Source organism: Salinisphaera sp. (assembly GCF_035690525.1).
Taxonomy (GTDB): Bacteria; Pseudomonadota; Gammaproteobacteria; order Nevskiales; family Salinisphaeraceae; genus Salinisphaera.
The window spans coordinates 1-26,756 of sequence record NZ_DASSKM010000187.1 but is presented as its reverse complement, the minus strand read 5'-3'; the positions used below and the strand labels follow the sequence as shown (position 1 = coordinate 26,756).

Genomic DNA, 26,756 nt, shown 5'->3' with positions numbered 1-26,756 from the left:
ACGCTTTTTAACGAAGCACAGCAAAGGAACACGCCATGCTCGACTTCGAAGACACCCCGCGCCAGGGCATCCCCGACCGGGATCGCGCGACCACCAGCAATCCGAATCCGGCCGGCGCGATTCCGGACCCGTTCGCGCTGGACAAGCCGGCCGAAACCGCCCAGCCCGCCGGCGCGGAAGAATCCGTCACCGGCCTGGAACAGGTGGAGCTGGGCGCCGACCGCGTCTCGGTGGACGAAAAGCGCATCATCAACTGCCGCGCCGACGTCAACCAACTCGTGCCGTTCAAGTACACCTGGGCCTGGGAAAAGTATCTGAACGCCTGCGCCAACCACTGGATGCCGCAGGAAGTGAACATGTCCGCCGACATCGCCATGTGGAACGATCCGAATGCGCTCACCGAGGACGAACGCACGATCCTCAAGCGCGGCTTCGGCTTCTTCGCGTCCTCCGAATCGCTGGTCGCCAACAACATCGTGCTCGGCGTCTACAAGCACCTCACCAACCCCGAATGCCGCCAGTACCTGTTGCGTCAGGCCTTCGAGGAAGCCGTGCACGGCCATACCTTCCAGTACATCGTGGAGAGCCTCAACCTCGACGAGGGCGAGATCTTCAACATGTACCGCGAGCTGCCCAGCGTGCACAACAAGGCCGCCTGGGCCATGCAATACACCCAGAGCCTCAACGACCCGAATTTCCAGACCGGCACGTTCGAGGCCGACCAAACCTTCCTGCGTGACCTGATCGCCTTCTACGTCATCTTCGAAGGCATCTGGTTCTATGCCGGCTTCGTGCAGTACCTGAGCTTCGGCCGCCGCAACAAGATGACCGGCACCGCCGAGCAGATGCAGTACATCATGCGCGACGAGTCCATGCACCTGAACTTCGGCATCGACGTCATCAACCAGATCAAGATCGAAAACCCGCACCTCTGGACCGGCGAGTTCCAGGCCGAAGTCCGCTCGATGATCGACGAAGCCATGCACCTCGAGATCGAATACGCCCACGACACCATGCCCCGCGGCGTGCTTGGCTTGAATGCCAGCATGTTCGACGAGTACATGAAATTCATCGCCAATCGGCGGTGCTCTCAGATCGGGCTGGCCGAGTTGTATCCGGGGGCCGAGAATCCGTTCCCCTGGATGAGCGAGATGATGGATCTTAAGAAGGAGAAGAACTTCTTTGAGACAAGGGTTATTGAGTATCAGTCGGGTGGCGCTTTGAGTTGGGACTGATTGCCCGGGCTAGCGGATCGACTTGATGGAGTGCGGCGACACGATTTTCTCTCGGCACGCGATTGCTCGCATGTTCGAGCGCAGCCTAACGCCGGCACATGTGAGAGCCGTAATCCGTGACGGTGAGGTCGTCGCGGACTATGCCAGCGACAGGCCACATCCGAGTCGGTTATTGTTGTCCTATATAGAAGGCCGTCCTGTTCACGTTGTCGTAGCCAAGGACGAGCAAGCGGGTACTTGTATCGTCGTTACTGCCTACGAGCCGGATCCGGCGCTTTGGGATGAAACGTTCACGCGGAGGCTAGTGCCATGAATTGCGTTATCTGCAAAACCGGCCAACTCAAGCCGGGATACACCACGGTCGTGCTACAAAGAAATGAGGCAACGATCGTGCTCAAAAATGTGCCGGCCGACGTCTGTGATAACTGTGGTGAGTATTACTTGTCGGAACAAATCGCCAACAAAACATTTGAAACGGCAGACGCTGCCGTACGCCAGGGTGCCGAGGTTGAGGTGGTCAGATTTGCTGCCTGATGGCGAAACGATCCATAACGCGGTTTTTAATCGCGGTTCAAACCATGAAAATGCAGTATTTTTCCGACACCGGCACTTTGTATATCGAGTTCCGCGAAGGCGATATCGCGGAGTCTCGAGATCTGGACGAAAACACGCTGTTGGAGGTCGATGCAGCCGGGGGCGTGTGCGCGTTGACGTTCGAACAGGCAGGCACGCGTATAGACGTTAATCAGCTGACTATCGAAGGAATCGCGACATGATTGAGCGACGTAGTGTTGCGATGCGAGACTTGGAGTCAAATATTTGTTCCCGAAGAAGAAGCTTTATTCGTGTCTGACCCCTTTCCGGGCGTTGCGCTCGTCCTGGTTGCCCATACCGTGCGCGAGGGGCAAGATGATGAAGTCATCCGCGTCATCTCAGCGCGACGCGCTACACGCCATGAGCAAAAGCAATACCAACAAGCCTGATCCCAGCGATCAAGAACTAAGCCGGTTGGCTGCCATATCGGACGACGATATCGATACCTCGGATATAGCCGAGGTGACGGACTGGAGCCACGGCGAACGCGGCAGGTTCTATCGACTTTTATGCGCGTCGCAAGACCTGACCCGCTGGTTTTACGCCGCAAGGCCCCGTTGGTTTTATTGTTTTCGCGCGTTTGATCAGCCCCTTTATACGCATAAACGTACTAGATTGATGTCGCCGGCTCCGCATCGGGGCGTTTGGATCGACTATGCCCTCACATAAGCCAACCGGGCATACCTTTCGCTGGATCGATCGCAGCTTTACGTTTGTCGAAGCTATGATCTACATGGCGCTGGGCGCCCTGCTCGCGGTTGCTGCTGTGATGCTTTTGGTGTCAAGCACGGTCGATTTTTTCGCTGAAATTGCCTTCACTCAACTCGACTCGCGTGTCGTCGCTCTTCTCGGCCGTCTGCTTCTTGTGCTGCTGATCGCCGAACTGCTGTACACGGTCAAGGTCTCGTTTAGCGCCGGAACGATTGTACTGGAGCCTTTCCTGTTCATCGGCCTGATCGCCGCGATACGACGTGTTTTCGTACTGACGGCTGAATTCTCGGATACTGGCGGCGGTGAGCAAATCCCTTTTCGAGAGTTCGTCATCGAACTCGGTGCGCTGTCGGTCCTGATTCTCGTCATCGCGGTATCGCTATGGCTATTACGTAAGAGCACCATCTACGAAGGCCGCAAGAATCGACATATCCGCAGCGATTCAAAAGATATCGACTCGGTGGACGATGCCTGAACAGTAGTAAGTCATAGCGAAAACGGGAAAAGGGGTCATTGCGCCAGGCCAAGCCTGGAGGAGAGGAAAGTGCAGTAGCACACAGAACGGAAATCTTCGATGGAATCCAACGGGTGTAGGCCCGCCCCGGTAACGGTGGCCACCGACCGGGTAGTGCATGTTGCGTGGTTTGGGAGCGATCCGGACTGCGAAGCGTACGTACACAGCGAGTGAGTAGGCGGTGTGATCGAGGCTCGAAAGTTTGCGGACGGAACCGACGTGTTTGGCTCAGCGGGAAAAGAAATTGAGTGTTCAGGGGTCATAGTGTTCAGGGGTCAGGTCTTGCATTGCGACGTTTTCCTGCTGAGCTTTATCTCAGGGCACGACTGCTACGACTTGAACTGGCTGGCGGGCTGTATTACGTGACTGCACGCGCCGCCGAGCGCTTGACTTAGACCACGCAATCGCCGTAATAATCCACCACGGTGACACCGCTGACAGGGTAGCCGGCATTCCTCGGAATCACCGGCCGACATGAATCGGAATCGGTGGCCGGTTTCGTCGGAATACGTAGCGGCTTGAGCAATTCGCCAAGTCTCGTCGAGACGCGATCGCCGGTTATATGTGAAGCAGATCGGAGAATATTTCCGCGTTCACTATGCGACGGTCAGTCGTGCGATACGCGGACAGGAAAAGCGTGGAAGTGTGTCGTGATGCAAGACCTGCCCCCGACTGCTATCCGAGCATGACCCTTTGTATATCGTGACCCTGAGCACCACGAGAGGATTGCGGCTTGAGCGGACGGCGATTTGTGGCAATGCAAGACCTGACCCCGAGCATGAGACCTGACCCCGAGCATGCTTGCGACGACGCCCCGAGCGGTCGCACCGCGCGGGGCGTCTTTTGCATAACGGCGGGTTCAATGTGTCAAGACGCTACATGTCCCAGAAGCCATTGTCGCCGCGATCGTCCACCATAACGCCGTTTTGCCATTCGGCGTCGTCGATGTAGCCGTCGCCGTTGTCGTCGTAGTAGCCATACAGGCCATCGCCGAACTCGTCGTTGTCGATGTAACCATCGCCGTCGGCGTCCCAGGTGTCGAAGAGGCCCGAATTGTCGTAGTAGTTCGTGAACTCGCTCTGGTCCACCTTGCCGTCTTGGTTGGCATCCATGGACGTGTAGGTTTTGTTGATAGAGTTGCCGCTGTCGGAGCTGCTGTTGTTGCCCGAATTGTCGGCGGCCACGGCGGTGCCGCCGGCGCAGGTCAGCATGGCTGCGGTCAGGGCGATCAGAAAATGACGTTGCATAAGGCGTTTCCTCTTTTATTGGCAGGAGAGCACATGCTGATCGACGGCTCGCGCCCTGGCTATACAGGCCATTGCTCGGTAATATCAGGATATCCCGCTATTGCTGGCCAAACCATGCCAGCGGGCGCCGAGTGCCCGAGCCTGCGCCAGTCGGCCTAAAGGCGTTTTTAATGGGCGGTTGCACGGCCCGAGCGCAATAACTTTTCGCTGCAAGCTCTCATACTGGGCGTCGGGACGGCCGACCCTTCGGTTGCGCGAAAGGTGGCTGCCGCTCGCCGGCTATGGTTGCATTTCGTTTTTTGCTTCATGCTGAAAAAGTCGTATTTGGCCGCCAAGTGGGTCAGTTGTTTTTGTCCGCTGACACATACATATGGAACGGATCGATCATGGCCATGAACACCGAACGCTTTCGCCGACTTGCTACCGACTTCGAATGGGTGCACCAAGGGATCGGGCTGCTCGGCGGGCTCACGTTTTTCGTAGGAAGCATCTTTTTTCTCTACCAGGACCCGCTCCAGATCGTCGGAGTGTGGCTGTTCATCCTTGGCTCTTTCGGGATGCTGGTAGGCAATCTCGGGTCATTCCTAGTCAAATATGAAAGCCATAAGCTCAACCTCTGACTTCAGTTCCCAGTGGTGGCCGGGGCTGGCTAAATGCCAGCTAATGGCCGGGCTGCTCCGGGGTGGTAGACGCGGGATTAGCCGCCCACCGAACCACACGGCAGTTGGATGGGTTCGACACGCCGTCGTTTTACGAAGAAATACAAGGCAAGCGCGGTCGCTTTCGTGCGCGCTGAGCAGCGCCCGATTGTGGAGGTTGCGCGGAGTATTAAAAAGTGCGATGTGAGGGAGGCGGATGCAACACTGGACGCATCGTTGGCTACTCTCGGCTACGCACTGTCTCCTGTCAGCAGGCATGACGGTTGATGAAGGCCGCTGAACTTTAAGGACACCATGCCAAAGCGTGGAAGCTAACCAGCGCCTCAGGCAGCCATCCGATGCTTTATTTTCCTAGGGTAATCCCGACTATGAAAGAGGTTTCTTAGGTATATTTTTATAATTTTCTGTTTGATAATATAAGATTTCGTACAGAAGGTCTAAATGTCTTTATTGTACGGCTCCCAATATTGCCATTAATCAATTGGAACAGAAATGTTATTCAAGTTACCCAAAAGACACGTCAAACCTACTGCCGCCGGGATCTTCGCCTTAGCTGCTGCGCTGGGACTTGCTGCCTGCGACTCGACCACCGGCGGAGAAAAAGACGCCAGTGTTCAAGATATTCAAAATGAGGATGCTGGCTCGTCTTATGCTTACGCAGGCTCTTATAACTCAGGCTTCTACGGCAACCTCGATTCCTACGAGGGGAAACAGGTAAGCGTGTCTGCCGACGTGGGGAAGGTCGTCTCCAAGCACGCGTTCACCATGGCCGGCGGCGATGTCGAGCCACTACTGATAGTCAGTGCCAACGAGGAGAAAAACTTGGCGCAAGGCAGCACCGCCAAGGTCACCGGTACGGTGCACACGGCCTTCGACCTGACGACCGTCGAAGACGAAGTCGGCGTCGACCTCCAGGACAATTTGTTCAATCAGTGGGGCCAAGAGCCTTACATTGTAGCCACCAGCATCGACACCAACCCCAAAACCGAGAGCCAGTAACTAAAATAATGCCGTGAAACGGCTTTCCGGAGCCGTCTCACGGCATGGCGCTGGGCTCTCATCGCCTGAGAATCGCCGGGTCAGCCAGAACATGAGGAAAAGGGGTCAGACACGATTAAATCGGACACGATTAAATCGCATCCGATGGAAGGCTTGAAGAAAAGCCCGAGCGCGTTGCTGAAACGGGGCGCGCGGGCGCTCAAAAGCCGGACGTAAGCACTAATACTATCTTGCGCCCGACCCCCCGTTCTAGGTAATTTCATTGCTTTGGAACTATTCTGGAATTGTTGCGTGCCATTTAGCTGGTTGCCCGACGCCGGCCATGACCCGCATCCGCGTCGTACTTGGTTGGCTCAATGTGGCTTTGAGCTGGTCATACGGCTGATGTATAAAAAAGAAGCGATTCTGCCGCCCGATTTCGAGATCGAGCGCGGCTCCCTGATCGTATCCAATCATCTGCGCAATTCGGACATTCCCATTCTGTCCAGCGTTCTCTGCCGGCGTAAAGGTTTGCGGTTCCGCTTTCCGCTGCCGTTTTTCGCCACGCGCGATGATATTTTCGGCCCCCGCTTCCTGCGTGACTTTCTCAAAGCCGCGGCCTGGCCGCCGCCGCTGCCCACGCTCGTCGGTCTGGTGCCGCTGCGCCGACTCCTGCGGATGCTGCGTGCACGGCCCATACGCCGCGTGCGTGAATTTACCCTGGATCATGCGCTGACGGCGCTGCGTGCGGCCGGTTTGGGCGATCAGCCGCCCGAGCGGGTTCTGCGCCCCGATACGCTACGCCGTATGGAGGCGTGCTGCGGACGCGTGCCGTCCACGCTCTCGGCGCTGGAGCGTTCGCCTCGCCTGGGTGCGATGCGCGGCGAGATATGGGGCCTGCGCCGGCTCCGTTTGGCTGCGGTACAACGTCTAAAGCCTTCATTTCGCGCCACCGTCGATGACCAGCTTCGGGTATTGGCGGAGCTGCTGAAAGCGGGCCATTTGGTCTACTTGGCCCCGGAGGGCACGATTTCCGAAACCGGCGGGATGAGCCGTATCCGTCAGGGGGCGGCGCGTTTGTACATGCTCACCCAGCGGCCGCCGACGATTCAGCCCTTGGCATTAAGCTACGACCCGATGCGCCGTGGCCGTCTGCGCGCCGTGGTGCGGGTCGGCACGGCCCTCACCGGGCTCGAGCCGGGCGATACGCGCGCCTTCAACGCGACGCTGCGCCGCGCTTTGCTGTCGCTTTACACGATTACGCCGAGCCATCTGGTCGCGCGTTTTCTCGCCGCGGGCCCGGAAACATTCACGAGCACGATGTGCGCGGCTTGGTTCGAGCGCGCCGTCCAGGCACTCCGCGAGGCCGGCCTGCCTTTGGATCCGGTGCTCGCCCGGGTCGACGCGGCCAAGCTCGTGCATGTCCGGTTGGCCTGGGCGGCGCGCCACCGGTTGCTGCGGCGCGAAGGCGGGTGCTGGATGAATGTATGGTGGTCCGATGCGAAAGCGAGCATGTATGATGCGCCGATCCGCGTCGTCACCCAGTTGGATACGGGCTTTGGCGAAGCGCTGTCCTTGATGCCGGAATTGGCGGGCCGAATCCAGCCGTGACGCTAGGCCGCTTACGAATCCGCGTCCGGCCGCAGCTGATCCTGCCGTTTGTTCTCGCCGGCGCGCTGCTGGCCGTCGCTTTGAGCCTTGGCGACTTGAGCCGCGTGCTGGGCCGGGTGGGCCTGATTCCGACCTCGGTCTTGGTCTTTGTTCTAGCGCTTGCGCTGGTTTATTGCTTATTGAAGCTGGGCCAATTCTATCTGCTGCTCGCCAATCTGGGCCTGCATCCCGACCGGCGGCGCCTACTGGCCGCGTTCGCGGTGGGGGAATTGACGCTCACGCTGCCGTTCGGCGTCTTTGCCCAGAACTGGCTGCTCACCGTGACCGGAACGGACACGCGCTTTGGCCACAGTTCGGCCGCCACGCTCGTGATGCTGCTCACGGAAACACTGGTCGTGCTCGTTTGGCTCGCCGTGGCGGGGATTCCGCATTGGCCGCCACTGCGGCCGGTCGCGGCGGTGGTGGCGCTCGGTGTGGTGCTGTTTGTGCCGGTTGCGCTGGCGTTGCAAGGTTCTTTGACGCGTTATTGTCCGGGCCCGCGCTATCGTAGAGTGCGGCGCATGCTAAGCAGCCTGTCGGACCTGCTGGCCGGCTGCAAACAGCTGGCCCGCCCGTGCATGCTCGGACTCAACATCTTCATGGCTGCCGCCTACCTGGGCGCGCTGGCGTGGGCCTTCACCTCGGTAGGCCAGGCGGTGGGCCTGACCGGGCTGGACTATCGAACCGCGGCCAGCATCTACGCCTTTTCCTTGGCGGTCGTGCTTTTGGGCGGCGGCGCGCTTTCCCAGATCGGCACGGTGGAAGTGCTCGGCATGGGGGCCGCCCAGGCGTTCGGGTACGGCTTGACCGACGGCTTGGCGCTGATGCTGGCGTTTCGGCTGGTCTGGACCGGGGCAATATGGCTGATCAATCTTCCGGTCGTGGTCGTACTCTGGCGCTCGCTGCGGCGCCCGCGGAGCGCCGCCTCAACTGATCGCGTCTAGAAACCGCTGGACTGAATCGGCGGTAGCATGTTGCGGAATGCCGGTCGTGCCCTGCGCGCGCGCCAGATCCCGCACGATATCCAGACGACGCTGGGTCGTGCTCCAGGCATGGCCGCGCTCGTGATGAAATTGGGCGAGATATTCCTGTTCGCTCTGGCCGGGCGTGGGCACCAGCAACGCGCGCTTGCCGAGCTCGGCCAACTCCATCAGCGTGGTGTAACCCGAACGGGTAAAGACCAGACGCGCGCGGTTGAGCATTTCGGCCTGAGCGTGCCGGTCGAGATAGCCGTAGATCGTGGCGTTGCCTTTTTGCTCCTGGTCGCCGGCCGCGTCCAGACGGCCGCGGGCGACCACGATACGCCCCGACAACCGCGGCAAGGCCGCCTGCACCCGCTGCTCGAGCAGGCTGCGCTGCGGCTCGAGCCCCGATAGTGAGAAAAAGTAATCGATATCCTCGGGTACGTTTTGCCGCCGCACTCCCGACAACGGCCCGATGTAGACAAGACGGCCCGCGCCCCAGTCAAGCTGCGGATCGTGCCCTAGGTCGCCCGAAAGCCCGCCGTTTTCGGCGAAGTCCGGAATCAGCACCTTGCGGTACGGTTTAAGCAACCGGCGTTGGCCGCGCTCCACCAGCCGCTCGATCGCCGGCGAACGCCCCGGCACGATCTGGCGCAGCGAATGGAAAATGCAGTAGCTCGGCGCCGTTCGCGACCAAACGCCCAGCCGGGAATCCGTGATCACCCGCTCGAATCGATGCTTGCGGACCAGGCGCTCGGTCAGCCGATGCTCACGTTTGAAACGCGCCCATATCAGCGGCAGCGCCCCGGTCATGGCGGCATAGAACATCGGCGGAGAGCGGCCGAGCGGCTTGGGGATATCCGGGTAAGGATAAAATGTACACTGCTGGCCCAGCTCGGCCTTGAGCAACTGTAGGCCGGGGCTGGGCGCCATCAAGACGGTGACCTCATCGCCGCGTTCGACTAAGGCCCGGATCAGAACCAAACAGCGTGTGGCGTGCCCAAGCCCCCAGTCATGCACGGCAAACAATACACGCCTGGATCGCACTTTCGATTTCCTGGGGAGTTGAAACGAGCGCTACACAATGAGTAGCCCGGCGGGACAAATCAAGCTCGGACGATCGCTAGGCACGGCGATACGGGCAAGGTGGACGATCGGGTTTTCATGGCCGATCCGCGGCAGGCGCTCGATTTGATATTACGGCGTTTCATAGACAAAGCGCGTGCTGCTGAGAATGTGGCCCTGGCTGTCGGTTGCAACGACCTGCCACGCGCCGGTCATGCTCGGTGTGAGTTTTTGGGCGGAATATGTGCGCCAGGAATTGCTGCCGATCGGTAGCGTGACCTTCGACATGAGTAGCCCCTCGTGCCACCAGCGGTGTGTCACCGTTTCGCCGCTCAGGCCCTTGACTTCGGTGAAGTAATATAAATACCGACGCGGTTGGTGTCTGCTGTGGAACGCCCCGGTGATGCGATCGACAGGCTCTTTGTTCTCGATACCGGTCGTCAGTTGCGCCCGTGCCACATGCCCCGAGCTTTCCGGGCTCGCCGACGGGCCGGATCCCGATGGCTGGGCCGGGTTTTGGGCGTCGCTTGTTCGAGCGGTGGCGGGTTCATGTCGCGGCTGTGTGTCATTGGCGTCGGACTCGGCCACAGGCCCGGCCGCGCGCTTTTGCCGGGGCGCGACGGAAGATGTCGTGTCGGTTTGCGGCGTTGATTTATCTTGCTTGGCGGACGCCGATATCTGCGATTGCGGCGCCGGCCGTTGTGCAATCGCTTCGCGATCGTTGTCGTGGCCCGCCGGTTTCGGGGGCGACGAGCCCGGTTCGTGGCGTTGTTGTGGGTCCGACGTTGCCGGTTTTTGCCCCTGATCTGTCGCTGGCCGATCGACAGACAGCTCGCTCACGCTGACCCAGGCCACAACCAGAATGCCCAGCCAGAGGAGGGCGGGCACGAAATAGGCGCGGATGAAGCCTGAGCGGGAACTGCGGGGTTTGCGTTTAGACATCGAGGCACCACCAAGTCGGATGGCACATAATGATTGCAGAGGGTACGTCGCCGGGTGCAATGCAAGGGTAACGTGATCGAGGCCTGTTCGTCGTTGCGCGAAACCGGCGGCGGTCGAATATTGCGCCGCATCGTGTGCCTCGATGTGTGCCTCGATTGATGCCGAGCCTCGGAGCGGCAACTGTCCGGCAATCGGGCCAAGTCTCGGCGACACGGCGGGCTAATGTCCCGGCCCAAGGGACGCCCGATCATATCCTACGCGAATGCCGTAGCTGTCACGGCTTTTACGGGCGAGTAGCATGGAACCCCTCGCTAACACAGCGCCGACCGAACAGGCGCGCCGCTTCATCCAATGGAATTTGGGCTGAAACAACGAGGGATGATCGCATCCAGGAGCCAGGCATGAGACGCATATTCGTGAGCAGCATCATCAAAGCGCCGACCGAGGCCGTGTGGCATACAGTGCGCGATTTCAACGGCATGCCGGGCTGGCATCCCGCCATTCGCGACAGCGAGATCGAGGACGGCCGCGCCGCCGACAGCATCGGGTGCGTGCGCAGCATGCATATGACCGATGGCGGTCATATTCGCGAGCAACTGCTGGCGCTTTCGGAGATCGACCGCAGCATGACCTACCGCATACTCGAATCGCCAATGCCGATAACCGACTACGTGGCCACGCTGCGCGTGGTACCGGTCACCGACGACGGTTACAGTTTCTGCGAATGGCACGCCGAGTTCGAGGTGGCGGCCGATCAGGAGTCCGAGACCGTCGATACCGTGGTCAATGACGTCTTCCAGGCCGGCTTCGACGCGCTTAAGCAGCGGCTCGGTTGAGAGCGCCGGCACGGATCATATCGAGGCTGATCGCCGGGACGATGCTCGGCACCGACATTTGTCGTCCGTGCCAAGGCGAGGGGTTTACGGGCGCTGACGGAGGCTCTAAAGCTGCTTGCGAACGCCCGCTTCCTGACGTAGGCGGCCGAGCTGCTGGTTGAGATCGCCTTCGAGCGACGTACGCGAAGCGCCCCGGCGCAGCAGCGGCAGCACGGTGCGCTGGGTCGCGTCTTCGAGCAACAGCGCCAGCGCCCCGTAGGCGGCAACGGCGGACAGCACCAGGCCCACGATACCGGTCGCATATTGTAGGCCCGCCGCTCCGGTGAGCTGATACAGGCCCACCAGCAGATAGCGCGGCATGGCGATCGCCAGAATCAGCGCAATCAAGCCCTTGCCCATGATCGCCACGCCGCCGAGGATAATGAATATGAACGCCAGCGTCAGCGCGAAAATACCCAGCGCCGCGCTGGGTTGGCCGGGGACGCCCACGAGCAGATTGAGGCCGAACACCAGCCAGGAGGCGCCGAGTATCGTCAACGTTGTCGCGCCCGGGGTGTCGCGGGTGAAAAAAGCGATCAGCCCCGGGATGAATTCCAGCGGAAAGACGAAGGCCAGAATGATGATCGCCAGGCTTTGGGACTCGCTGAGCGGTATCCACCCGATCTGAAAGGTGCTGAAGATGAACGTGCCGATGCCGAAGGCGACAAACCCTAACGGCAGCGGCGTGCCCAGCGGCCGGATCATGATGCGGGTGATCGATTCCTGGCCGTGAGCGGCGCCACGATCGGGAACCCGATGCGCCTCATCGTTCGCGTTGGCGGGCGACGGCTGTTTCTCACTCATGGCGCTTTAGTCCATTCGATAAGCCCTATTACTATCGCCTGAGAAAAGCGGCCCCACAAGAGTGGCGCATAGGTGCCGGCGGCAAGTCCAGAGCCTTTTCTGAAGTGTCCGCATTAATGGGTGAAAACCCGTAGCGATCAAGCTTTTGCTACGCTCGACCTCGCCGCCCAATCACGCTATTTATGACGTTACATAATCGCTGCGCGCCGAGGTCGATCGCTGACGGTTCATGGAGTCCGATCTACGCCGCTCGATTTGTTGCCGGTTCAATAGCCCTCTGCCACCCTCCTACCGATGCAGGAAATACCGCACGACCCCGGCCTCGATAATTCGCTGGCTTTTTTAAACGAGGCGTATACGTTCATTCCCGAGCGCTGTGCGCGCTATGAATCGGACGTTTTCACCACGCGCCTGTTATCGAGCACTGTATATTGCGTCTCCGGCGCGGAAGCGGCGCGTATGTTCTATACGCCGGGGCGCTTTACCCGTAATGGAGCGATGCCGCCGACCACCCTGCGACTGCTGCAGGACAAGAACAGCGTGCAGACGCTGGACGGCGAGCCGCATCGGCATCGCAAGCAGATGTTCATGGATCTGGTGACCCCGGCGCGCCGAAAGAGCCTGGTAGCGATCGCCGAGCAGGAATGGCGGCGCGGCATCGATCGCTGGGCGAACGAGGACGAAATCGTACTGCTTGACGCCGTACGCGAAGTTTTGTGCCGCGCCGCCTGTAACTGGAGCGGTGTGCCGTTGGACGACGAAGAGGCGACCGAACGGAGCCGGGAATTCGGCGCCATGATCGATGGCGCGGCATCTTTCGGGCCGCGAGTCGCCAAGGGCTTGTGGCTGCGCCGGCGCACCGAGCGGTGGGCGCGACGCCTCATCGAGCGCGTTCGGAGCGGCGAATTGGCCCCGGAGGCAAACAGCGCGCTCGCCACCATTGCGCAGCATGAAGATCTGGAAGGCCAACGGCTCGATCAAAGCACCGCGGCCGTCGAATTGATCAATATGCTACGCCCGGTCGTCGCGGTCGCCCGATTTATCACCTGCAGCGCGCTCGCATTGTACGAACACCCCGAAGCGCGCAAGTATCTCGTGTCCGGCGACGAATACGCACGCCGTCACTTCGCCCAGGAAGTGCGCCGTTTCTATCCGTTCTTTCCTTGTATCGGAGGCCGGGTACGCGAACCGTTCGAGTGGCGTGGACACCGTTTCGAGCAGGGCGAATGGGTCCTGCTGGATATCTACGGCACCAACCACGATCCGCGCATCTGGAACGAGCCGCAGGCGTTTCGGCCCCAGCGTTTCGCTGAGCAAGAGGTCGATGCCTACAGCTTCATCTCGCAGGGCGGCGGCGACCTATATCGTGGCCACCGTTGTCCCGGCGAAGGGGTAGCGGTCGATCTAATTGAAGTGGCCCTGAACATGCTGACGACCGGCATGACTTATGAAATTCCTTATCAGGACATGACCGTGGACCCGCGCGAGATGCCGGCGGCGCCACGGGAGCGCTTTCGCATGCGCAAGGTGAGGGCGCGCGACTGAGATCGGGAAAACAGGCGGCGCACCGAGGAGACGTGAGGGAGTCGCGCTTGCAGCGCCCAACTCGCGACTTGGGGAGGTTTGAGAGGCGTCGGACAGGTTGTTCGGGCGATTCGCTTCGAGCCGGTCTATTAACACATTAGTTTAATACGTGGCCGCCCTGGCGCGGCGCTACAGCCAATGCCTGTATTAACAGACATTGGCTGAGCTTGTGCGCTCTACGCCAAGTCGCCTACTGCGATGATGCCGGTGTGAAGTTTTGCAGCGCTTGGCTAAACGGTTCCATAACTGGTGGAATCGGATGGCTGCTGAGCAGCAACGAGCTCTGATCCGTGCTTGGGCCGTAGACCTCGGCATTGGAGTCCTGGTTGTAGCTCAGCCGATTGCCGTTCAAATTAACACCGGCGAACAGCCCCTTCTTGCTCGTTATATATGCCACGATAGGCGACGGCTTGGTGGCGACATTCGCGTTAAAGCCGAGCGGGCCGGCCGTAACCCCGATTTGGGTGCCTAGCTTGATTTTGTTGCTAAGCAGGCTGTTCACGGCGCTTTCGGTCTGGAAAAGCAAGATTACACTGCTTTTCTGTGCCCCGGCCTGAAGGCCGATACTACCCCCGGATATGGTGTAAACCGCCGGAGCCGCTTGACTCCAGCCGCTGGAGCTCTGGCGGCAACTGATCAAGCCCGTGCCGTGATGGCCGCCGACAATGAACCCGGCTTGAATTATTGAAGGGAAGACCCCGATACATTTCGCACTGGCGATGAGCTCGCGCGGGATGCGTTTCTGAGGCGGCCGTGACATTTGTTGCTGCAGTAACGACGCGGAGTTCGAAGCCAGATCCGCCTGGGCCTGGGTCGGGCTCTGGGCGCCGCCGTGGCCGCCCATGGTGGTGCAGCCGGCTAGAACAGCCACGGCCGATGCTGCGAGAAAATTGCGTAAGACAGCAGACATATCGTTTCCTCATTCGCGAGTTTCGACATTGTTAATGACACATATCACCAGCCGGGGAGCAATTGGCTTTTTACTAAGCCATAAAGCATTTTCAAGCTCGTATAAATGCGGAGACCGGTAAATACGAAAGGTAAACAGCACACTCTTGCACTTGGCAGATGATGCAACCTACCTTGGTTTATCCTCGTCCTTGTCTACCAGCATTCAAATAAGGAAAAGCACATAGCTTGGTGTGTGACAGTCCGCAAGAAGCCATGCATCAACGTCACCAGCAGCACGCAAATCCGAAGGAGGCGATCGTAGGTGATGAACTGCTTCTTGGACTCACGGCGCCGCGATCGGCCGCACGATCGTCTTCGCGTCAGCGGATCAGGCCCGAACGATGGTTTGTAACCAAGCGGGTGATGGGCGGATTCGGGAACAGCATGTTCGATAGAGACTAGAAGTCGGAAGGCGCCTGCATATTAAATCCACGCGTAGGCCTACACGCCCCGGTTCGTTGCGCGGTGTTTCAGAACACGCGGTGGAATGGTCTCAGTATATTCCCCGCTTGTGTTTAGGCATGCAACGCGGAACGGTGGTGTTTGCCATTCCGTGCGCCTGTTCGGATTCGGGTTCCAGGCGCCATGCAGGAGCACACCATGTTACGACTTATCCAAAATCTCGCGCTTGCTTCAAGCGTTGTCGCGATCGCCGGGTGCAGCAGCATGGGCGGTATGCACGGCTCGAATGCGTCCCAGAGCGCGGTCGCCCAACAGGCGAAGCTTGCCGACAAGGCGCAAACTGTGCTGCAGCGGCAGATGTCGCAGTCCAACGCGAAGCGGATTCCAAGCCAGTTGATCGCCGACGCGCGCTGCATCGGTGTATTTCCTTCGGTGGTTAAAGCCGGTTTCATTGTCGGCGGCCAGCATGGCAGGGGGCTCGTGACGTGTCGTCAGGAGTCCGGCGGTTTCAAATCGGCGAATCCGGCCGTATTTTCGCTCAGCAGCGGCAGCATCGGGCTTCAAGCCGGCGCGCAGAAGAGCAGCGTCATTCTGCTGTTCGAGACGCGGCAGAGCGTCGACGCCTTGTGGCAATCCCATATAAAGCTGGGCTCGCAGATTGCCGTGACCGCCGGCCCGTCGGGCTATAATCACCCGATTACGCACGTACCGGCACCCATCGTGGCATACGTGCTGTCGCAGAAGGGGCTGTATGCCGGTATCGATTTCTCCGGTACCAAGTTGAGCTTCGTCCGTTCGGCCAACGCCAGCCTGTACGGCGCTTCGGCAACGGCTAGAGGCGTATTGCTGGGCAGCATGCAACCAGCGGCCGCACTGGCCTCCTTTAAGCAGACGCTGCAGCAGTTCACTCCCACTGCGAGTTCCAATTCCGAGGGCAATTCACAACAGCAGCAACAGTCCGGTTCGAATCCTTCGCAGAGCAACGGTCAACAACAGCAATCGAGCACCAACCCTTCACAAGCGAACGGCGGCCAGCAACAGCCGAACGGCGGTCAATCCCAAACGAGCGGTGGGCAACAGCAGTCGAGCGGCGGTCAATCGCAAATGAACGGCGGGCAACAGCAGTCGGGCGGCGGCCAATCGCAAACGCAGTCGGGAATGAACCAGTCGCAGTCGAACTCGGGCCAATAACGCGTCGGTGGCTGTCCTCGCGAACGGCCGGTAATTTACTGCGGCCTGCGTCGTTGTACGGCGTAGGCCGCGTAGCGCCGGGCCGTGGCACGAAATCGCCACGCCTTGCGTATTTCGTCGCCGACTTAATAGCTGATGACGAAACACGGGAGCAAGGCTGGGCCAACGGCTGCCAACAAACGGGTAAGACGCAGCTATCGCATAAAACGGGATAGTTAGGCCTGCGCGCCGAAATGCCGACATGGAGGTTGCGTTAAGGCGCGATCGCGCGCAAAGTCGATGTAGCCGTTAAATATAATAACCAGTGGGCTTTGCGTCAGACTGCGTTGAATGACACGCTGCCGCGCCGGGCCCAAATCGCTCGGAGGGGGCTATGCAACCGAAAAAAGTAGTTGATCTGGCGTCTTTAGCGGTACTGGCTGTGCTGGTTGTGACTGCCCTGAGCGCCTGCGATGACGATGATATCGATTTGTCGGATTCTTCGACAGGAGACGTCCAGAAGACAAAGATAATCCAGACCGAAAATGGGCCGGTTCAAGGCAAGATTAGCCAGGGTATGCGTGAGTTCCTGGGCATTCGTTACGCTGCGCCGCCGGTGGGCAATCTGCGATGGCGCCCGCCGCAAGCGCCGGACGAATGGACCGAAGTAAAGGAGGCGACGCAATACGAGGCCCGATGCTCGGCCGGCAAGACCATAGATCTGTTTGGAACAACGAGTACGGACGAGGATTGTCTTTTCCTTAATGTGTTCGCGCCGCAAAATACAAGCGCAACAGCAGAACTGCCGGTGATGGTTTGGATTCATGGTGGCGGTTTAAAAGACGGGTCGGCGAACGACTACAACCCAGTCAAACTAGTTCGTCAGGGCGACGTAATCGTGGTCACCATCAACTATCGGACCAATGTTTTCGGCTTTCTCGCGCTGCCCGGTCTGGATAGCGAAGGCCACAAATTTGCCAACTACGGGATCATGGATCAGCAATTTGCTCTGAAATGGGTTAAGAGCAATATTTCCAAATTCGGGGGCGATCCCGATAATGTGACGATCTTTGGCGAATCGGCCGGTGGCTTGAGCGTTCTGGCCAATTTGATCTCGCCCACCGCGGAAGGTCTTTTTGATCGAGCCATCGTGGAAAGCGGCAGCTACACCTCGTTATCTACGCCCCAATCATTGGCATCCGCCGAAGAGCGCGGGCAGGCATTTGCAAAGGCCGTTAATTGTCAGAGCAGCGCGCCATCGCAAACCGTCGCCTGCTTGAGAGCGCTATCGGTTGAGGAGATTCAGTCCGAAGGCAGCCAATATGTGCAAAGCAATGCGTCGCTTACGCTTGACGGGGTCGTGCTGACCAAAACGCAGCGACAGGCATTTGAATCGGGCGACTTTAATCAAGTTCCGGTGATAATAGGAACGAATAAGGACGAGTACAGGAACTTCATCGGTCTGGAAGAGTATGGAACAGGTAAGGTCGTAAACGACGCCGAATACGAGGCGCGTATCAAACAGTCGTATGGGGCGGTGGCCTCGAAGGTTCTAGCGCAGTACCCGGTCGAGGATTATCCCCGGGCCGATGTGGCCTTGGCGGCGCCCGCCACGGACAGCGTATTCGTGTGCCCCGCGCTGAGAAAAGCGGAGTTGCTGAAAGAGAAGGTGCCGACATACTACTACGAGTTTGCCGATCGCACAGCGCCCGTTTACCAGCATGCAGCGCCGATTCCTTATGGGGCCTATCACTCCGGTGAAATCCAGTATTTATTCAAGGGCTTCAATGGCGCGAGAGGTCGTAAGGTGTCACTCAACGATGCGCAGAAGATGCTGTCATCCGTCATGATCGATTATTGGACGCAATTCGCGAGAAACGGCAACCCCAATGGAGACGCGACACCGCAATGGCCGTTGTTTTCTAAAAACCAGTTTATGTCGTTAAACATTCCCAAATCTGAAGCGATGAGTTTATCCTCGCTTAGGCAAGAGCATCACTGCGACTTTTGGGATTCGATTCAAGAGTAGCGATTTGGCTGCCTTAACGAGCACCGGTACGCGGGGTTTACGAATTCAAAGATGATGATCGCCTCCGGCGGGCGCTGCATAATCGCGTGCAACCGATTCGTGCCGAATATGGAGAATGTGCATCTTTGGATAAAGGCTTAATTGCTTGTTTGTGTATGCGTCGGCCGGGCGAAAGCCGAACACTTTCGAATTAAGTATATTGTCCCCGTAATTACTCCCGTAATTACTGGGGCAGCCGGGCTAAGACTGGCTCAGTTGGTGCGGCGCTTCGGTTTGCGCGGCTGTGAGCTGCGCAGCCCTGAAGAGCCCGCCAGCGGCTTGCCTGCGGTTTCCCGAACCGTGAACAGCGTCGGCAGGGCCACCGCGGCCGCCAGCATTAGATAGAACGCGGGCATGAAAAGATTGCCGGTCGCGCTGATCAGCGCGGTAATGACGAACGGCGCCGTGCCGCCGATCGCCGACGTGGAAATATTATAGGAAATCGCAAAACCACCGTAGCGTATCCGGGTCGGGAAGATCGCGGGCAGCATGGACGGTATGGTGCCGGATAAAAGCACGACCAGAAAAGCCAGAATGGCCAGGCCGATAATGGTATAGCCTAGGCTGTGCTGCTGAAAAAGCCAGAACGCGGGATAGGCCAATAGCAAGAACCCGATGCTGGAGGCCATGAAGACCGGCTTGCGGCCTACGTTATCGGACAGCCGGCCGATGAACGGAATGACGATCATCATGGCAATGTATACACCGATCAGCATTTCCAGGGATTGGGTGCTGGAAAAATTCAGGTTCTTCTCGAAATAGCTCGGCAGGTAAGTCAGCACCGTGTAATAAGCCACATTCAGAAGAACCACTAGGCCGATGCACTTGAGCATCCGGCCCCAGTGTTCCGTGATGATCTCGCGCAGGGGCGAGCGGGATGTCTCGCCTTTTTCCGACGCGGAAGTAAACGCCGCGCTGTCTTCCAGCTTGAGCCGGAGATAGAGCCCGAACAAACCCAGCGGTGCGGCGCAGAGAAAAGGCACACGCCAGCCCCAGCTATGCATCGCCTGGTCCGAGAGCAACACCGTCATCAAGGTCACCAGGCCCGCGCCCAGGGTATAACCGCCCAGCGTGCCGAACTCGAGGAAACTGGACAGAAAGCCCCGGGTGTCATCGGGGGAGGACTCAACGATAAACGTCGCCGCCCCGCCGTATTCGCCGCCGGTGGAAAAGCCCTGGATCAGGCGCGTGACGATCAACAATATGGGCGCCCATATGCCGATCGTGTCGTAGGTTGGCAAGACGCCGACGGCTGTGGTGCCGGCAGCCATCATCAGGATAGTGATTACCAAAACCTTGCTGCGCCCGACCTTGTCGCCCAAGGGCCCGAAAAAGATGCCACCCAGCGGGCGCGCCAAAAACGATATCGCAAACACGCCGAAGGATTTGACCAGCGAGCCGCCGCCTTGGCCTTGGAAGAAAAGCTCGCCTATCGTCGTGGCGAGATAACCGTAGACACCGAAATCGAACCATTCCATCGCGTTGCCCATGGCGGCCGCGGCGACGGAGCGGCGAATACCGGACGTGGTAAGCGAAAGGCCGTCGTCTTGGTCTTCTTCGGAGGCTTCCGGGGCAGTGGAACTCATGACGGGGATCTTTGTTCTACAAGAGTTGGATGGCGATCGGCGCCGGTCGGGGCATATCGGTCGGTGGACGGCGAGCGGCGGCCTCGCTCGGTCGCATTGGCTGCCGGCCGGCACACGAACTCGCGCCGAAAAGCCGGTTGAGCAAATTTATAATTCAAGCGTATCGACGGTGTATCGCAGGGCATATCCCGGCGACTACCTAGGCGTATTCACTTTGTCCGCCTCTACCGTCGGCTTCCGTTGCTCCGCTCGCAAAATTGTCGAATGGGGTCGGCGCGGGTGATAACGCGCTAACCTCGGTAATCGGGCCTCGATATCGGCCTGGGCCCGTGTCGCCATTTTCGAGGACGGAATCGATATGCCCCGTTTTGCTGCCAACCTCAGCACGATGTTTAATGAAGTCGGCTTCATGGCGCGCTTCGAACGCGCGGCGCGCGCCGGCTTTACCGGTGTCGAGTTTCTGTTTCCCTACCCGTACGATGCCGACGAGATCGCGCGGGCGCTGACCGTGCACGATCTGCGATCGGTGCTGTTATTAATGTGGCAACAAAACAGTCGAAAGATCGGCTGTTTTCAACGCCTCGCCAAATCCAGGCCGGCGCATGTCCGGCCTGGATTTGACAAGGCTTCGCGGCTTGACGCCGCGGCGGCCCGCTTGCGCGGTCCGCTTTATTAAGCCGATGGTCGTTTATCTATTTTGATGCCGGCTTAATAAGTGCACCACCCGACGACTGGGCGGCCGGTGAGCGGGGTCTTGCCGCGTTGCCCGGGCGCGAAGCCGGATTTCGACAGTCGATCGAGACCGCGCTGGTTTATGCCGACCGGCTGGGCTGCCCGCGGGTGCATGTAATGGCTGGTAACGCAATCGCCGGTGCGGGGCGAAAAGCGATGCGCGAAACATATCTCGCCAATTTGGCCCATGCGGCGCGCCGGTTCGCCGATTACGGACTTACGGTGATGATCGAGCCGATCAACACGCGCGACATGCCGGATTATTTTCTAACCGAACAGTGTGCCGCACACGACCTCGTGGCCGAGCTTGGCGCGCCGAATATCGCCGTGCAGATGGACTTCTATCACGCGCAAATCATGGGTGGCGACGTCTGGACGCAGTTTCTGGCCGGGCGCGATCGTATCGGCCATATCCAGATCGCGGGCGTGCCCGAGCGCCACGAACCCGATACCGGCGAGCTGAATTACGCATGGTTGTTTCAACAGCTCAATGCCGCCGGTTACGACGGCTGGGTTGGCTGTGAGTACAGGCCGCGCACGAGCACCCAGGCCGGGCTGGGCTGGTTCGCGCCGTGGCGCGTCGGCCCGCGAGGCCGGTCCGGTGGTGTTAAGGCCTAAACAAAAGCGTCGTCCAGATTCAAATACGGCGCGTTCCGGTCGCGGATGGCACGCCCTTGCTCGACGATCTGTTCCGAAACCGCGGCGAAATGCGGCCGGCGGCTCAACGCGTCGAGCCAGCGCTGGATGCCGGGAAAGGCGGCCAACCGATAGCCGACGGCGACGATCTGATACAGCTCGCAGGCGATGGCGAGATCGGCGATTGTCGGCGGACCGTCGCCGCACAGGGTTGGCGCTTCGAATGTGCCGTTTAACCGCGACTCGATCGTGTTCAACCCCGGTCGTAGCCCGTCCTGACGGGGCTTGAGTGCGTCGGCCTGAATTTCGCGCTTGAGCATCGGCAGCGTGAAATGCAGATTCATGAGGTCGTGGAACAGGTCGTAGCGCCGTATGTTGGCGTGATGCCAGTCGAGCCATTGATCGATGCGGGCGGCGCGGGCGGCATCGCGATCGCCCGGATACCAGGCGGCGGCTTCGTGCGAATCGGCCGTGCGGCACAGATAGCGCATGATCGCGTGGCTTTCGCCGATGTGCAGCCCGTCCGCCGACCGGGCGGGCGCGGCCTCGTCGGCGGTCACCCGCAGCGCCGGCACCGTTTGGAAGCCATTGATGCGCCGGGCATATTCGGGCTCGCGCGTTTCGCCATTCGCGAAATCGACTTCGTGCCAGGCATACGGCAAGGGGAGTTCGCGCAATAGGATCTCCGCTGCGCGGCAAGGCTGGGAAAGCCGGTGTCCGTAGAGAGCGAGCGTCATCGGGGCCTCGGCTTGAAATCCATGCCCGTCAGCGTGTCGCAGGCGTTGCCGGTTGTCGAGCTGGCGGCCCTGCAACACGCGGGCAGGGCCGGCTCGATCGTGAGCGCGTATCTCATCGGGCGGCCGGCCGATGTAGCATGACGGGCTTAATTCGATGTCGCCCCCTATGCCGTGGCCCCTTCCAGCACCCGCAATCTGACCCAGGGATCGATTGTTCGCGCGCTGATCGCACTGGCGGTGCCGATCGTGTTCGCCAATCTGTTGCAGACCGCCTACCAGTTGATCGATACATTCTGGGTCGGCCGGCTGGGGGCGGCGGCGGTGGCCGCGGTGTCGCTGAGCTTTCCGGTGATCTTCTTTCTGATCTCGCTCGGACTCGGACTGGCGATCGCGGGCACGATTCTGGTTTCGCAGTACACCGGGCGCGGCGATGTATCGCGGGTGAATCATATCGCCGCGCAGGCGCTGGTCGGCGTGCTGGCGATATCGCTCGTGCTGGCGGTCGTCGGGGCGATCACGTCGCACTGGATCGTACGGTTTCTCGGCGCGCAATCGGACGTCTTGCCGTTGGCGACCATTTATATGCGCGTGTCTTTCGCCGGCATGCCGTTCCTGTTCGCCTACGTGATCTTCCAGTCGCTGATGCGCGGCGTCGGGGACGCGCGCACCCCGCTCTATATCGTCACCGGCACGGTGGCGCTCAATTTCCTGCTCGATCCGTTGTTCATCCTCGGCCTCGGTCCGGTGCCGGCGATGGGCGTGTCCGGGGCGGCGTTGGCCACCGTGATCACCCAAGGGCTCGCCGCCGTGATCGGGCTGTGGATGCTGTTTTCCGGGCGCTACGGCATCGCGCTGGCCGCGCGCCATCTGGTACCCGATTTCGCCACCCTGTGGCGGCTATTGAAGCTCGGCGCGCCATCGGCTATAGAGCAGTCGACCCGCGCGCTCGGGCTGATGTTGATGACGATTCTGGTGGCCGGGTTCGGCACGCATACGCTGGCCGCCTACGGCATCGGTACCCGCATGCTGAGCTTCGTGATCATTCCGGCGCTCGGACTGTCGCAGGCGACTTCCGCGCTGGTGGGCCAGAACATCGGCGCGGATAGCATCGATCGCGCCGAGCGCACGGCCTGGCTGTCAACGCTGATTGCGTTCGTGGTGCTCTCGGCGATCGGGGTGCTCGCTTTCGTTTTCGCTACGCCGCTGGTGCGGGCGTTCGTGCCGGAGTCGCCGGCGGTGATCGCGCAGGGCAGCCTGTTCGTCAAGATCACCGCCTTCAGCTACGGCCTGATCGGCGCCCAGCAGGTCATCATCGGCGCGTTTCGCGGCTCGGGCAATACGGTCGTGGCGATGGTGATCGCGCTGGTTTCGCTGTGGATGCTGCAGTTCCCGGTCGCCTGGTTGCTGTCCATGCACGCCGGCCTCGGTGCCACCGGCATCTGGATCGCCTATCCGGTGCAGAACACGCTCACCGCGGCGATTGCCGCGATCTGGTTCGCCCGCGGCCGTTGGAAGCGACGCAGCGTAATCGAGACCGACCCGGCCGAGCGGGAAGCCGCCGCCTACCGGCCCGGGCAGGTGACGCAGACCACGCTACGCTGACGGCGACGCGCGCCCGGCCGCGCGGTATTGACAGCCGCGCGGGCGCGGCATAGCTTATCGCGTTATAGAAATCGGATGTGGGCTACGCCACAACTCATGCTGTTCAATTTCGTCAACGTACGCGTCGTGCTCGCCCTGGTGGTACTTGTACCCACCGGGGGTTTTGGCGTGCGTGAGGCGATGACATAGACCGACATCCGCAATCAGGCACTTCGAGCCCCCGGCACCGCAAGGTTCCGGGGGTTTTTTTTGCCCATCGGCCAGGACGCCAATCATGAACGCAGCACAGCAGATTATGGAAATTTTTAAAGCCCGCGGTATCGATACCGTGTTCGGCTATCCCGGCGGTTGCATCATGCCGCTCTACGACGCGCTCGTGGACAGCGCCGGCGTGACGCACGTGCTGTGTCGTCACGAACAGGGTTGCGCGCTGGCCGCCGACGGCTACGCCCGGGCCAGCGGCCGGGTCGGCGTGGCCATCGCAACCTCCGGGCCGGGGGCCACCAACCTAATCACCGGCGTCGCCAACGCCCATCGCGATTCCGTCGCGATGCTCGTGATCACCGGCCAGACGCCGTCGGCGCTGATCGGCACCGATTCGTTTCAGGAAGTCGATGTGCTGGGCATGACGCTGGACATCGTCAAGCACAGCGCGCTGATCACGCGGGCCGAAGAGGTCGGCCCGGCGATTGCCGAGGCGCTGGATCTGGCGACCAGCGGCCGGCCCGGCCCGGTCTGGATCGATATCCCGAAAGATGTGCTGCAGGCGCCGGTCTCGGCGCCGGCCGGGCCGCGACGCGAATCGGCACGGCCGGTGCGCGCGCCGGCGTCCGGCGAAGTCGCGGCCATCGTCGATCTGCTACGCCGGGCCCGCCGGCCCGTGCTGTATAGCGGCGGCGGCGTGGCCAGGGCCGGCGCCGAAGCCGTGTTTCGCGCCTTCGCGGCGGCTTCGGGCTTGCCGCACGTGAACAGTCTCAACGGCATCGGCAACGCCGGGCGTGGATACGTCGAGGACCTGGGCATGCTCGGCATGCACGGGTCGTTTGCGGCCAATCGCGCGGTCGACGCCTGCGACCTGTTGTTGGTGGTCGGTGCGCGTCTGGACGACCGGGCCACCGGGCGGCTGGACGATTTCGCGCCGAACGCGCGGCTGGTGCACATCGACATCGATGCGGCCGAATTACACAAGCTGCGCCCCGCCGAGCTGGCGGTGCGCGCGGATCTGGCGCCCACGCTGAAGGCGCTGACACGATGCGTCGCTAAGGCGCCGCTGATGATCGAGGCCTGGCGTCGCCGCTGCCGTGAATGGCGACAGCACGGCGGTTTCGCGGTGGCGCCGCCGGCTGGCCCGGATGTGCCGATCAGTGGCCCGGCCTTGATTCGGGCGCTGTCGGAGGCCGCGCCGGATGACGCAATCGTGGCCTGCGATGTCGGCCAGCATCAGATGTGGGTGGCGCAGCATTTTGCCTTCGGCGCGCCGCGTCATCACCTGAGCAGCGGCGGCCTGGGCGCGATGGGCTATGGGCTGCCGGCGGCGATCGGCGCGCAGTTCGCGCATCCGCACCGGACCGTGATCAACGTCGCCGGCGACGGCTCGTTCATGATGAACGTGCAGGAACTGGCCACGATCCGTCGCCATCGTCTGCCGGTGAAGGTCGTGATCGTCGACAACGCCTGTCTGGGTATGGTGCGCCAGCAGCAGGCCCTGTTCTACGCCAATCGCGAAAGCCATATTGATCTGGACCATATTAATTTGGACGATGGCCCGGACTTCGCCGCACTGGCGGCCGCCTTCGATATCCAGACCCACCGCGTGGATCGTTACGCCGAGCTGGAAACCGGTCTGCGCGCGCTGTTCGACGCGCCGGGCGCGGCGCTGTTGCAGGTGGCGATCGACCGGGCCGATAACGTCTGGCCGATGGTCGCGCCGGGGGCCGCCAATCGCGACATGCTCCACGCGGCTCCGTGTTCCAATCCAGCGGCCGCCGCCGAGGTCTGCCCATGATCGCCAACGCTGTCGTTGAGCGCCACCGTTTTATCTGCCGGCTCGATTTGGAGCCGGCCGCCTTGGAGCGGTTGGTCCAGGCCGTGCGCCGGCGTGGCTTTACGATCGAACGGGTCGGCGCCGAGCGCGCAAGCGACGGTTTGCTCGTCGATTTGACCGTTTCCGGCGCGCGACCGGCTGAAACGCTGCGCGCCCATCTGGAAAAGATCCATACGGTGCAGTCGGTGCAGCGGCCGCGGGACCGGTGCTTCATCGCCGACCGCGGTTAAGGCTGCGCTCGACAGTATCGGTAGCGGCAGGCAAGCCGCAGCGGGTGCGCGGGGCCGGCGATCCAACCAAAGTCCGGCCACGCGCACGATGGGCGGTGTTTACTTGGTTGTGTCGGCCGGGCTCGAGGCCGTGTCGGCGTGGCTTTCGTGGGCCTCGAACAGGCCGGCGTCGCGCGCGTCGTTGTATTCGCGCCGTGCCCAGCGGCCGTTCTTGTCCGAGTCGTATTTACTGAAAATGCCGTCGTAGAACTCCTTGGAGTCGATCTCGCCGTCGCCGTCGCGGTCCCAATCGTCGAATTTGGCATCGTGGTACTTGGATTGGGCCAGCTCGTCGCGCTCGATCATGCCGTTGTCGTTGCTGTCCCAGCGCGAGAAGTCTTTGATTTGACCGTAGAGCTGTTCTTTTTTGATGTGGCCGTCGTGGTTGTGGTCGAGTGAATCGAACGAGGGCGCGGCGAGCGCCGGACCGGCGCTCGCCGCCAGTATTGCGGCGAGCGCAATGCCGAATGATGAAAACCGAAACATGGCGTAAGGACGGTGCGGATTGACCTCTCAGGCTAGCTCTGGGAAAAGGCCCGGTACCATCCGGTAGAGCACGGGTAGCGATCGGCCGCGACCCCGGCGTAATCCATCTACGTCAATCGCGGATTAATTCAGTGGGGTCGCGCGCCAGCAGTTCACCGATCAGTGGGTTCTGGAAGTGACGCTTGACGCTGATCGCATAGAAGTTTTCGTGCACGTTCGGCAAGCGCGCGTATTCCACCAGCGTGCCGTCCGC

General features: G+C 60.6%; 27 protein-coding genes and 1 pseudogene. 20 read left to right on the top strand and 8 right to left on the bottom strand.

Annotated elements, in window-relative coordinates; translation table 11 throughout:
• Positions 1–35 precede the first annotated feature (35 nt).
• The 6 genes from VFJ08_RS14585 (at position 36) to VFJ08_RS14565 (ending at position 3,015) form a co-directional block, all read left to right on the top strand.
• Positions 36–1,235: a ribonucleotide-diphosphate reductase subunit beta gene (locus tag VFJ08_RS14585; RefSeq protein WP_324997953.1), complete on the top strand. Its 1,200-nt coding sequence runs from the start codon at positions 36–38 to the stop codon at positions 1,233–1,235.
• A 25-nt stretch (positions 1,236–1,260) separates the two neighbouring features.
• Positions 1,261–1,548, top strand: a complete 288-nt coding sequence (locus VFJ08_RS15815) for a DUF4258 domain-containing protein (RefSeq protein ID WP_349257027.1) — start codon at positions 1,261–1,263, stop codon at positions 1,546–1,548.
• A complete protein-coding gene (locus tag VFJ08_RS14580; RefSeq protein WP_324997952.1) occupies positions 1,545–1,769 on the top strand; it encodes a type II toxin-antitoxin system MqsA family antitoxin in 225 nt (74 codons plus the stop codon). Before VFJ08_RS15815 ends, VFJ08_RS14580 begins: the two co-directional genes overlap by 4 nt.
• 44 nt (positions 1,770–1,813) lie before the next feature.
• Entirely contained in the window at positions 1,814–2,011 is a 198-nt protein-coding gene (locus tag VFJ08_RS14575) for a DUF2283 domain-containing protein (RefSeq protein ID WP_324997951.1), read from the top strand.
• A 178-nt stretch (positions 2,012–2,189) separates the two neighbouring features.
• Positions 2,190–2,498: a hypothetical protein gene (locus tag VFJ08_RS14570; protein ID WP_324997950.1), complete on the top strand. Its 309-nt coding sequence runs from the start codon at positions 2,190–2,192 to the stop codon at positions 2,496–2,498.
• Complete coding sequence (locus tag VFJ08_RS14565) at positions 2,485–3,015, top strand: phosphate-starvation-inducible PsiE family protein (RefSeq protein ID WP_324997949.1); 531 nt, start codon at positions 2,485–2,487, stop codon at positions 3,013–3,015. Before VFJ08_RS14570 ends, VFJ08_RS14565 begins: the two co-directional genes overlap by 14 nt.
• 914 nt (positions 3,016–3,929) lie before the next feature.
• Here VFJ08_RS14565 and VFJ08_RS14560 read toward each other — a convergent pair.
• The gene (locus VFJ08_RS14560) at positions 3,930–4,301 is read right to left on the bottom strand and encodes a hypothetical protein (RefSeq protein ID WP_324997948.1); all 372 of its coding nucleotides are present in this window, start codon (positions 4,299–4,301) and stop codon (positions 3,930–3,932) included.
• Between the two features lie 386 nt (positions 4,302–4,687).
• On the opposite strand from VFJ08_RS14560, the gene VFJ08_RS14555 reads away from it, so the two are divergent.
• The 4 genes from VFJ08_RS14555 (at position 4,688) to VFJ08_RS14540 (ending at position 8,532) form a co-directional block, all read left to right on the top strand.
• Positions 4,688–4,921 carry a YrhK family protein gene (locus VFJ08_RS14555; RefSeq protein ID WP_324997947.1) on the top strand — a complete coding sequence of 78 codons (234 nt, stop codon included), beginning with the start codon at positions 4,688–4,690 and terminating at the stop codon, positions 4,919–4,921.
• Between the two features lie 531 nt (positions 4,922–5,452).
• Complete coding sequence (locus VFJ08_RS14550) at positions 5,453–5,959, top strand: hypothetical protein (protein WP_324997946.1); 507 nt, start codon at positions 5,453–5,455, stop codon at positions 5,957–5,959.
• A 384-nt stretch (positions 5,960–6,343) separates the two neighbouring features.
• Positions 6,344–7,549 carry a lysophospholipid acyltransferase family protein gene (locus VFJ08_RS14545; protein WP_324997945.1) on the top strand — a complete coding sequence of 402 codons (1,206 nt, stop codon included), beginning with the start codon at positions 6,344–6,346 and terminating at the stop codon, positions 7,547–7,549.
• Positions 7,546–8,532 (top strand): hypothetical protein, encoded by a 987-nt coding sequence (locus VFJ08_RS14540; RefSeq protein WP_324997944.1) that lies wholly within the window; start codon positions 7,546–7,548, stop codon positions 8,530–8,532. The genes VFJ08_RS14545 and VFJ08_RS14540 overlap by 4 nt, the downstream gene beginning before the upstream one ends.
• Here the strand turns inward: VFJ08_RS14540 and VFJ08_RS14535 are convergent.
• Complete coding sequence (locus VFJ08_RS14535; protein ID WP_324997943.1) at positions 8,515–9,597, bottom strand: glycosyltransferase; 1,083 nt, start codon at positions 9,595–9,597, stop codon at positions 8,515–8,517. The genes VFJ08_RS14540 and VFJ08_RS14535 overlap by 18 nt on opposite strands.
• Positions 9,598–9,747: 150 nt before the next feature.
• Positions 9,748–10,557, bottom strand: coding sequence for a DUF2914 domain-containing protein (locus tag VFJ08_RS14530; RefSeq protein ID WP_324997942.1), 810 nt, complete (start codon positions 10,555–10,557; stop codon positions 9,748–9,750).
• A 401-nt stretch (positions 10,558–10,958) separates the two neighbouring features.
• Here VFJ08_RS14530 and VFJ08_RS14525 point away from each other — a divergent pair, with 401 nt between their 5' ends.
• Positions 10,959–11,393 (top strand): SRPBCC family protein, encoded by a 435-nt coding sequence (locus VFJ08_RS14525; protein WP_324997941.1) that lies wholly within the window; start codon positions 10,959–10,961, stop codon positions 11,391–11,393.
• A 105-nt stretch (positions 11,394–11,498) separates the two neighbouring features.
• Here VFJ08_RS14525 and VFJ08_RS14520 read toward each other — a convergent pair whose 3' ends face one another.
• Complete coding sequence (locus tag VFJ08_RS14520) at positions 11,499–12,236, bottom strand: GPR1/FUN34/YaaH family transporter (RefSeq protein WP_324997940.1); 738 nt, start codon at positions 12,234–12,236, stop codon at positions 11,499–11,501.
• Between the two features lie 294 nt (positions 12,237–12,530).
• Here VFJ08_RS14520 and VFJ08_RS14515 point away from each other — a divergent pair, with 294 nt between their 5' ends.
• Positions 12,531–13,781: a cytochrome P450 gene (locus tag VFJ08_RS14515; RefSeq protein WP_324997939.1), complete on the top strand. Its 1,251-nt coding sequence runs from the start codon at positions 12,531–12,533 to the stop codon at positions 13,779–13,781.
• Positions 13,782–14,010: 229 nt separating this feature from the next.
• On the opposite strand, the gene VFJ08_RS14510 is transcribed toward VFJ08_RS14515, so the two are convergent.
• The gene (locus VFJ08_RS14510) at positions 14,011–14,730 is read right to left on the bottom strand and encodes a lipid-binding SYLF domain-containing protein (RefSeq protein ID WP_324997938.1); all 720 of its coding nucleotides are present in this window, start codon (positions 14,728–14,730) and stop codon (positions 14,011–14,013) included.
• A 641-nt stretch (positions 14,731–15,371) separates the two neighbouring features.
• Between VFJ08_RS14510 and VFJ08_RS14505 the strand changes: the two genes are divergently transcribed.
• Positions 15,372–16,364, top strand: a complete 993-nt coding sequence (locus VFJ08_RS14505) for a lipid-binding SYLF domain-containing protein (RefSeq protein WP_324997937.1) — start codon at positions 15,372–15,374, stop codon at positions 16,362–16,364.
• A 373-nt stretch (positions 16,365–16,737) separates the two neighbouring features.
• Positions 16,738–18,372, top strand: coding sequence for a carboxylesterase/lipase family protein (locus VFJ08_RS14500; protein WP_324997936.1), 1,635 nt, complete (start codon positions 16,738–16,740; stop codon positions 18,370–18,372).
• Positions 18,373–18,623: 251 nt separating this feature from the next.
• On the opposite strand, the gene VFJ08_RS14495 is transcribed toward VFJ08_RS14500, so the two are convergent.
• Complete coding sequence (locus VFJ08_RS14495; protein ID WP_324997935.1) at positions 18,624–20,111, bottom strand: MFS transporter; 1,488 nt, start codon at positions 20,109–20,111, stop codon at positions 18,624–18,626.
• A gap of 244 nt (positions 20,112–20,355) precedes the next feature.
• On the opposite strand from VFJ08_RS14495, the pseudogene VFJ08_RS15810 reads away from it, so the two are divergent.
• Positions 20,356–20,538, top strand: a pseudogene (locus VFJ08_RS15810) (hydroxypyruvate isomerase); the annotation flags it as partial.
• 149 nt (positions 20,539–20,687) lie between these two features.
• The gene (locus VFJ08_RS14485) at positions 20,688–21,347 is read left to right on the top strand and encodes a hydroxypyruvate isomerase family protein (protein WP_324997954.1); all 660 of its coding nucleotides are present in this window, start codon (positions 20,688–20,690) and stop codon (positions 21,345–21,347) included.
• Here the strand turns inward: VFJ08_RS14485 and VFJ08_RS14480 are convergent.
• Positions 21,344–22,102 (bottom strand): glutathione S-transferase family protein, encoded by a 759-nt coding sequence (locus VFJ08_RS14480; protein WP_324997933.1) that lies wholly within the window; start codon positions 22,100–22,102, stop codon positions 21,344–21,346. The genes VFJ08_RS14485 and VFJ08_RS14480 overlap by 4 nt on opposite strands.
• Between VFJ08_RS14480 and VFJ08_RS14475 the strand changes: the two genes are divergently transcribed.
• The 4 genes from VFJ08_RS14475 to VFJ08_RS14460 all read left to right on the top strand — a co-directional run bounded on the left by VFJ08_RS14475 (position 22,079) and on the right by VFJ08_RS14460 (position 25,978).
• A complete protein-coding gene (locus VFJ08_RS14475) occupies positions 22,079–22,243 on the top strand; it encodes a hypothetical protein (protein WP_324997955.1) in 165 nt (54 codons plus the stop codon). The two genes, VFJ08_RS14480 and VFJ08_RS14475, sit on opposite strands and share 24 nt — an antisense overlap.
• A 30-nt stretch (positions 22,244–22,273) precedes the next feature.
• Positions 22,274–23,704, top strand: coding sequence for an MATE family efflux transporter (locus VFJ08_RS14470; protein WP_324997932.1), 1,431 nt, complete (start codon positions 22,274–22,276; stop codon positions 23,702–23,704).
• A 274-nt stretch (positions 23,705–23,978) separates the two neighbouring features.
• Positions 23,979–25,709: an acetolactate synthase 2 catalytic subunit gene (gene ilvG, locus VFJ08_RS14465; RefSeq protein ID WP_324997931.1), complete on the top strand. Its 1,731-nt coding sequence runs from the start codon at positions 23,979–23,981 to the stop codon at positions 25,707–25,709.
• Positions 25,706–25,978, top strand: a complete 273-nt coding sequence (locus VFJ08_RS14460; protein ID WP_324997930.1) for an ACT domain-containing protein — start codon at positions 25,706–25,708, stop codon at positions 25,976–25,978. Before ilvG ends, VFJ08_RS14460 begins: the two co-directional genes overlap by 4 nt.
• Positions 25,979–26,077: 99 nt before the next feature.
• On the opposite strand, the gene VFJ08_RS14455 is transcribed toward VFJ08_RS14460, so the two are convergent.
• Positions 26,078–26,503, bottom strand: a complete 426-nt coding sequence (locus VFJ08_RS14455; protein ID WP_324997929.1) for a hypothetical protein — start codon at positions 26,501–26,503, stop codon at positions 26,078–26,080.
• Positions 26,504–26,756 lie beyond the last annotated feature (253 nt).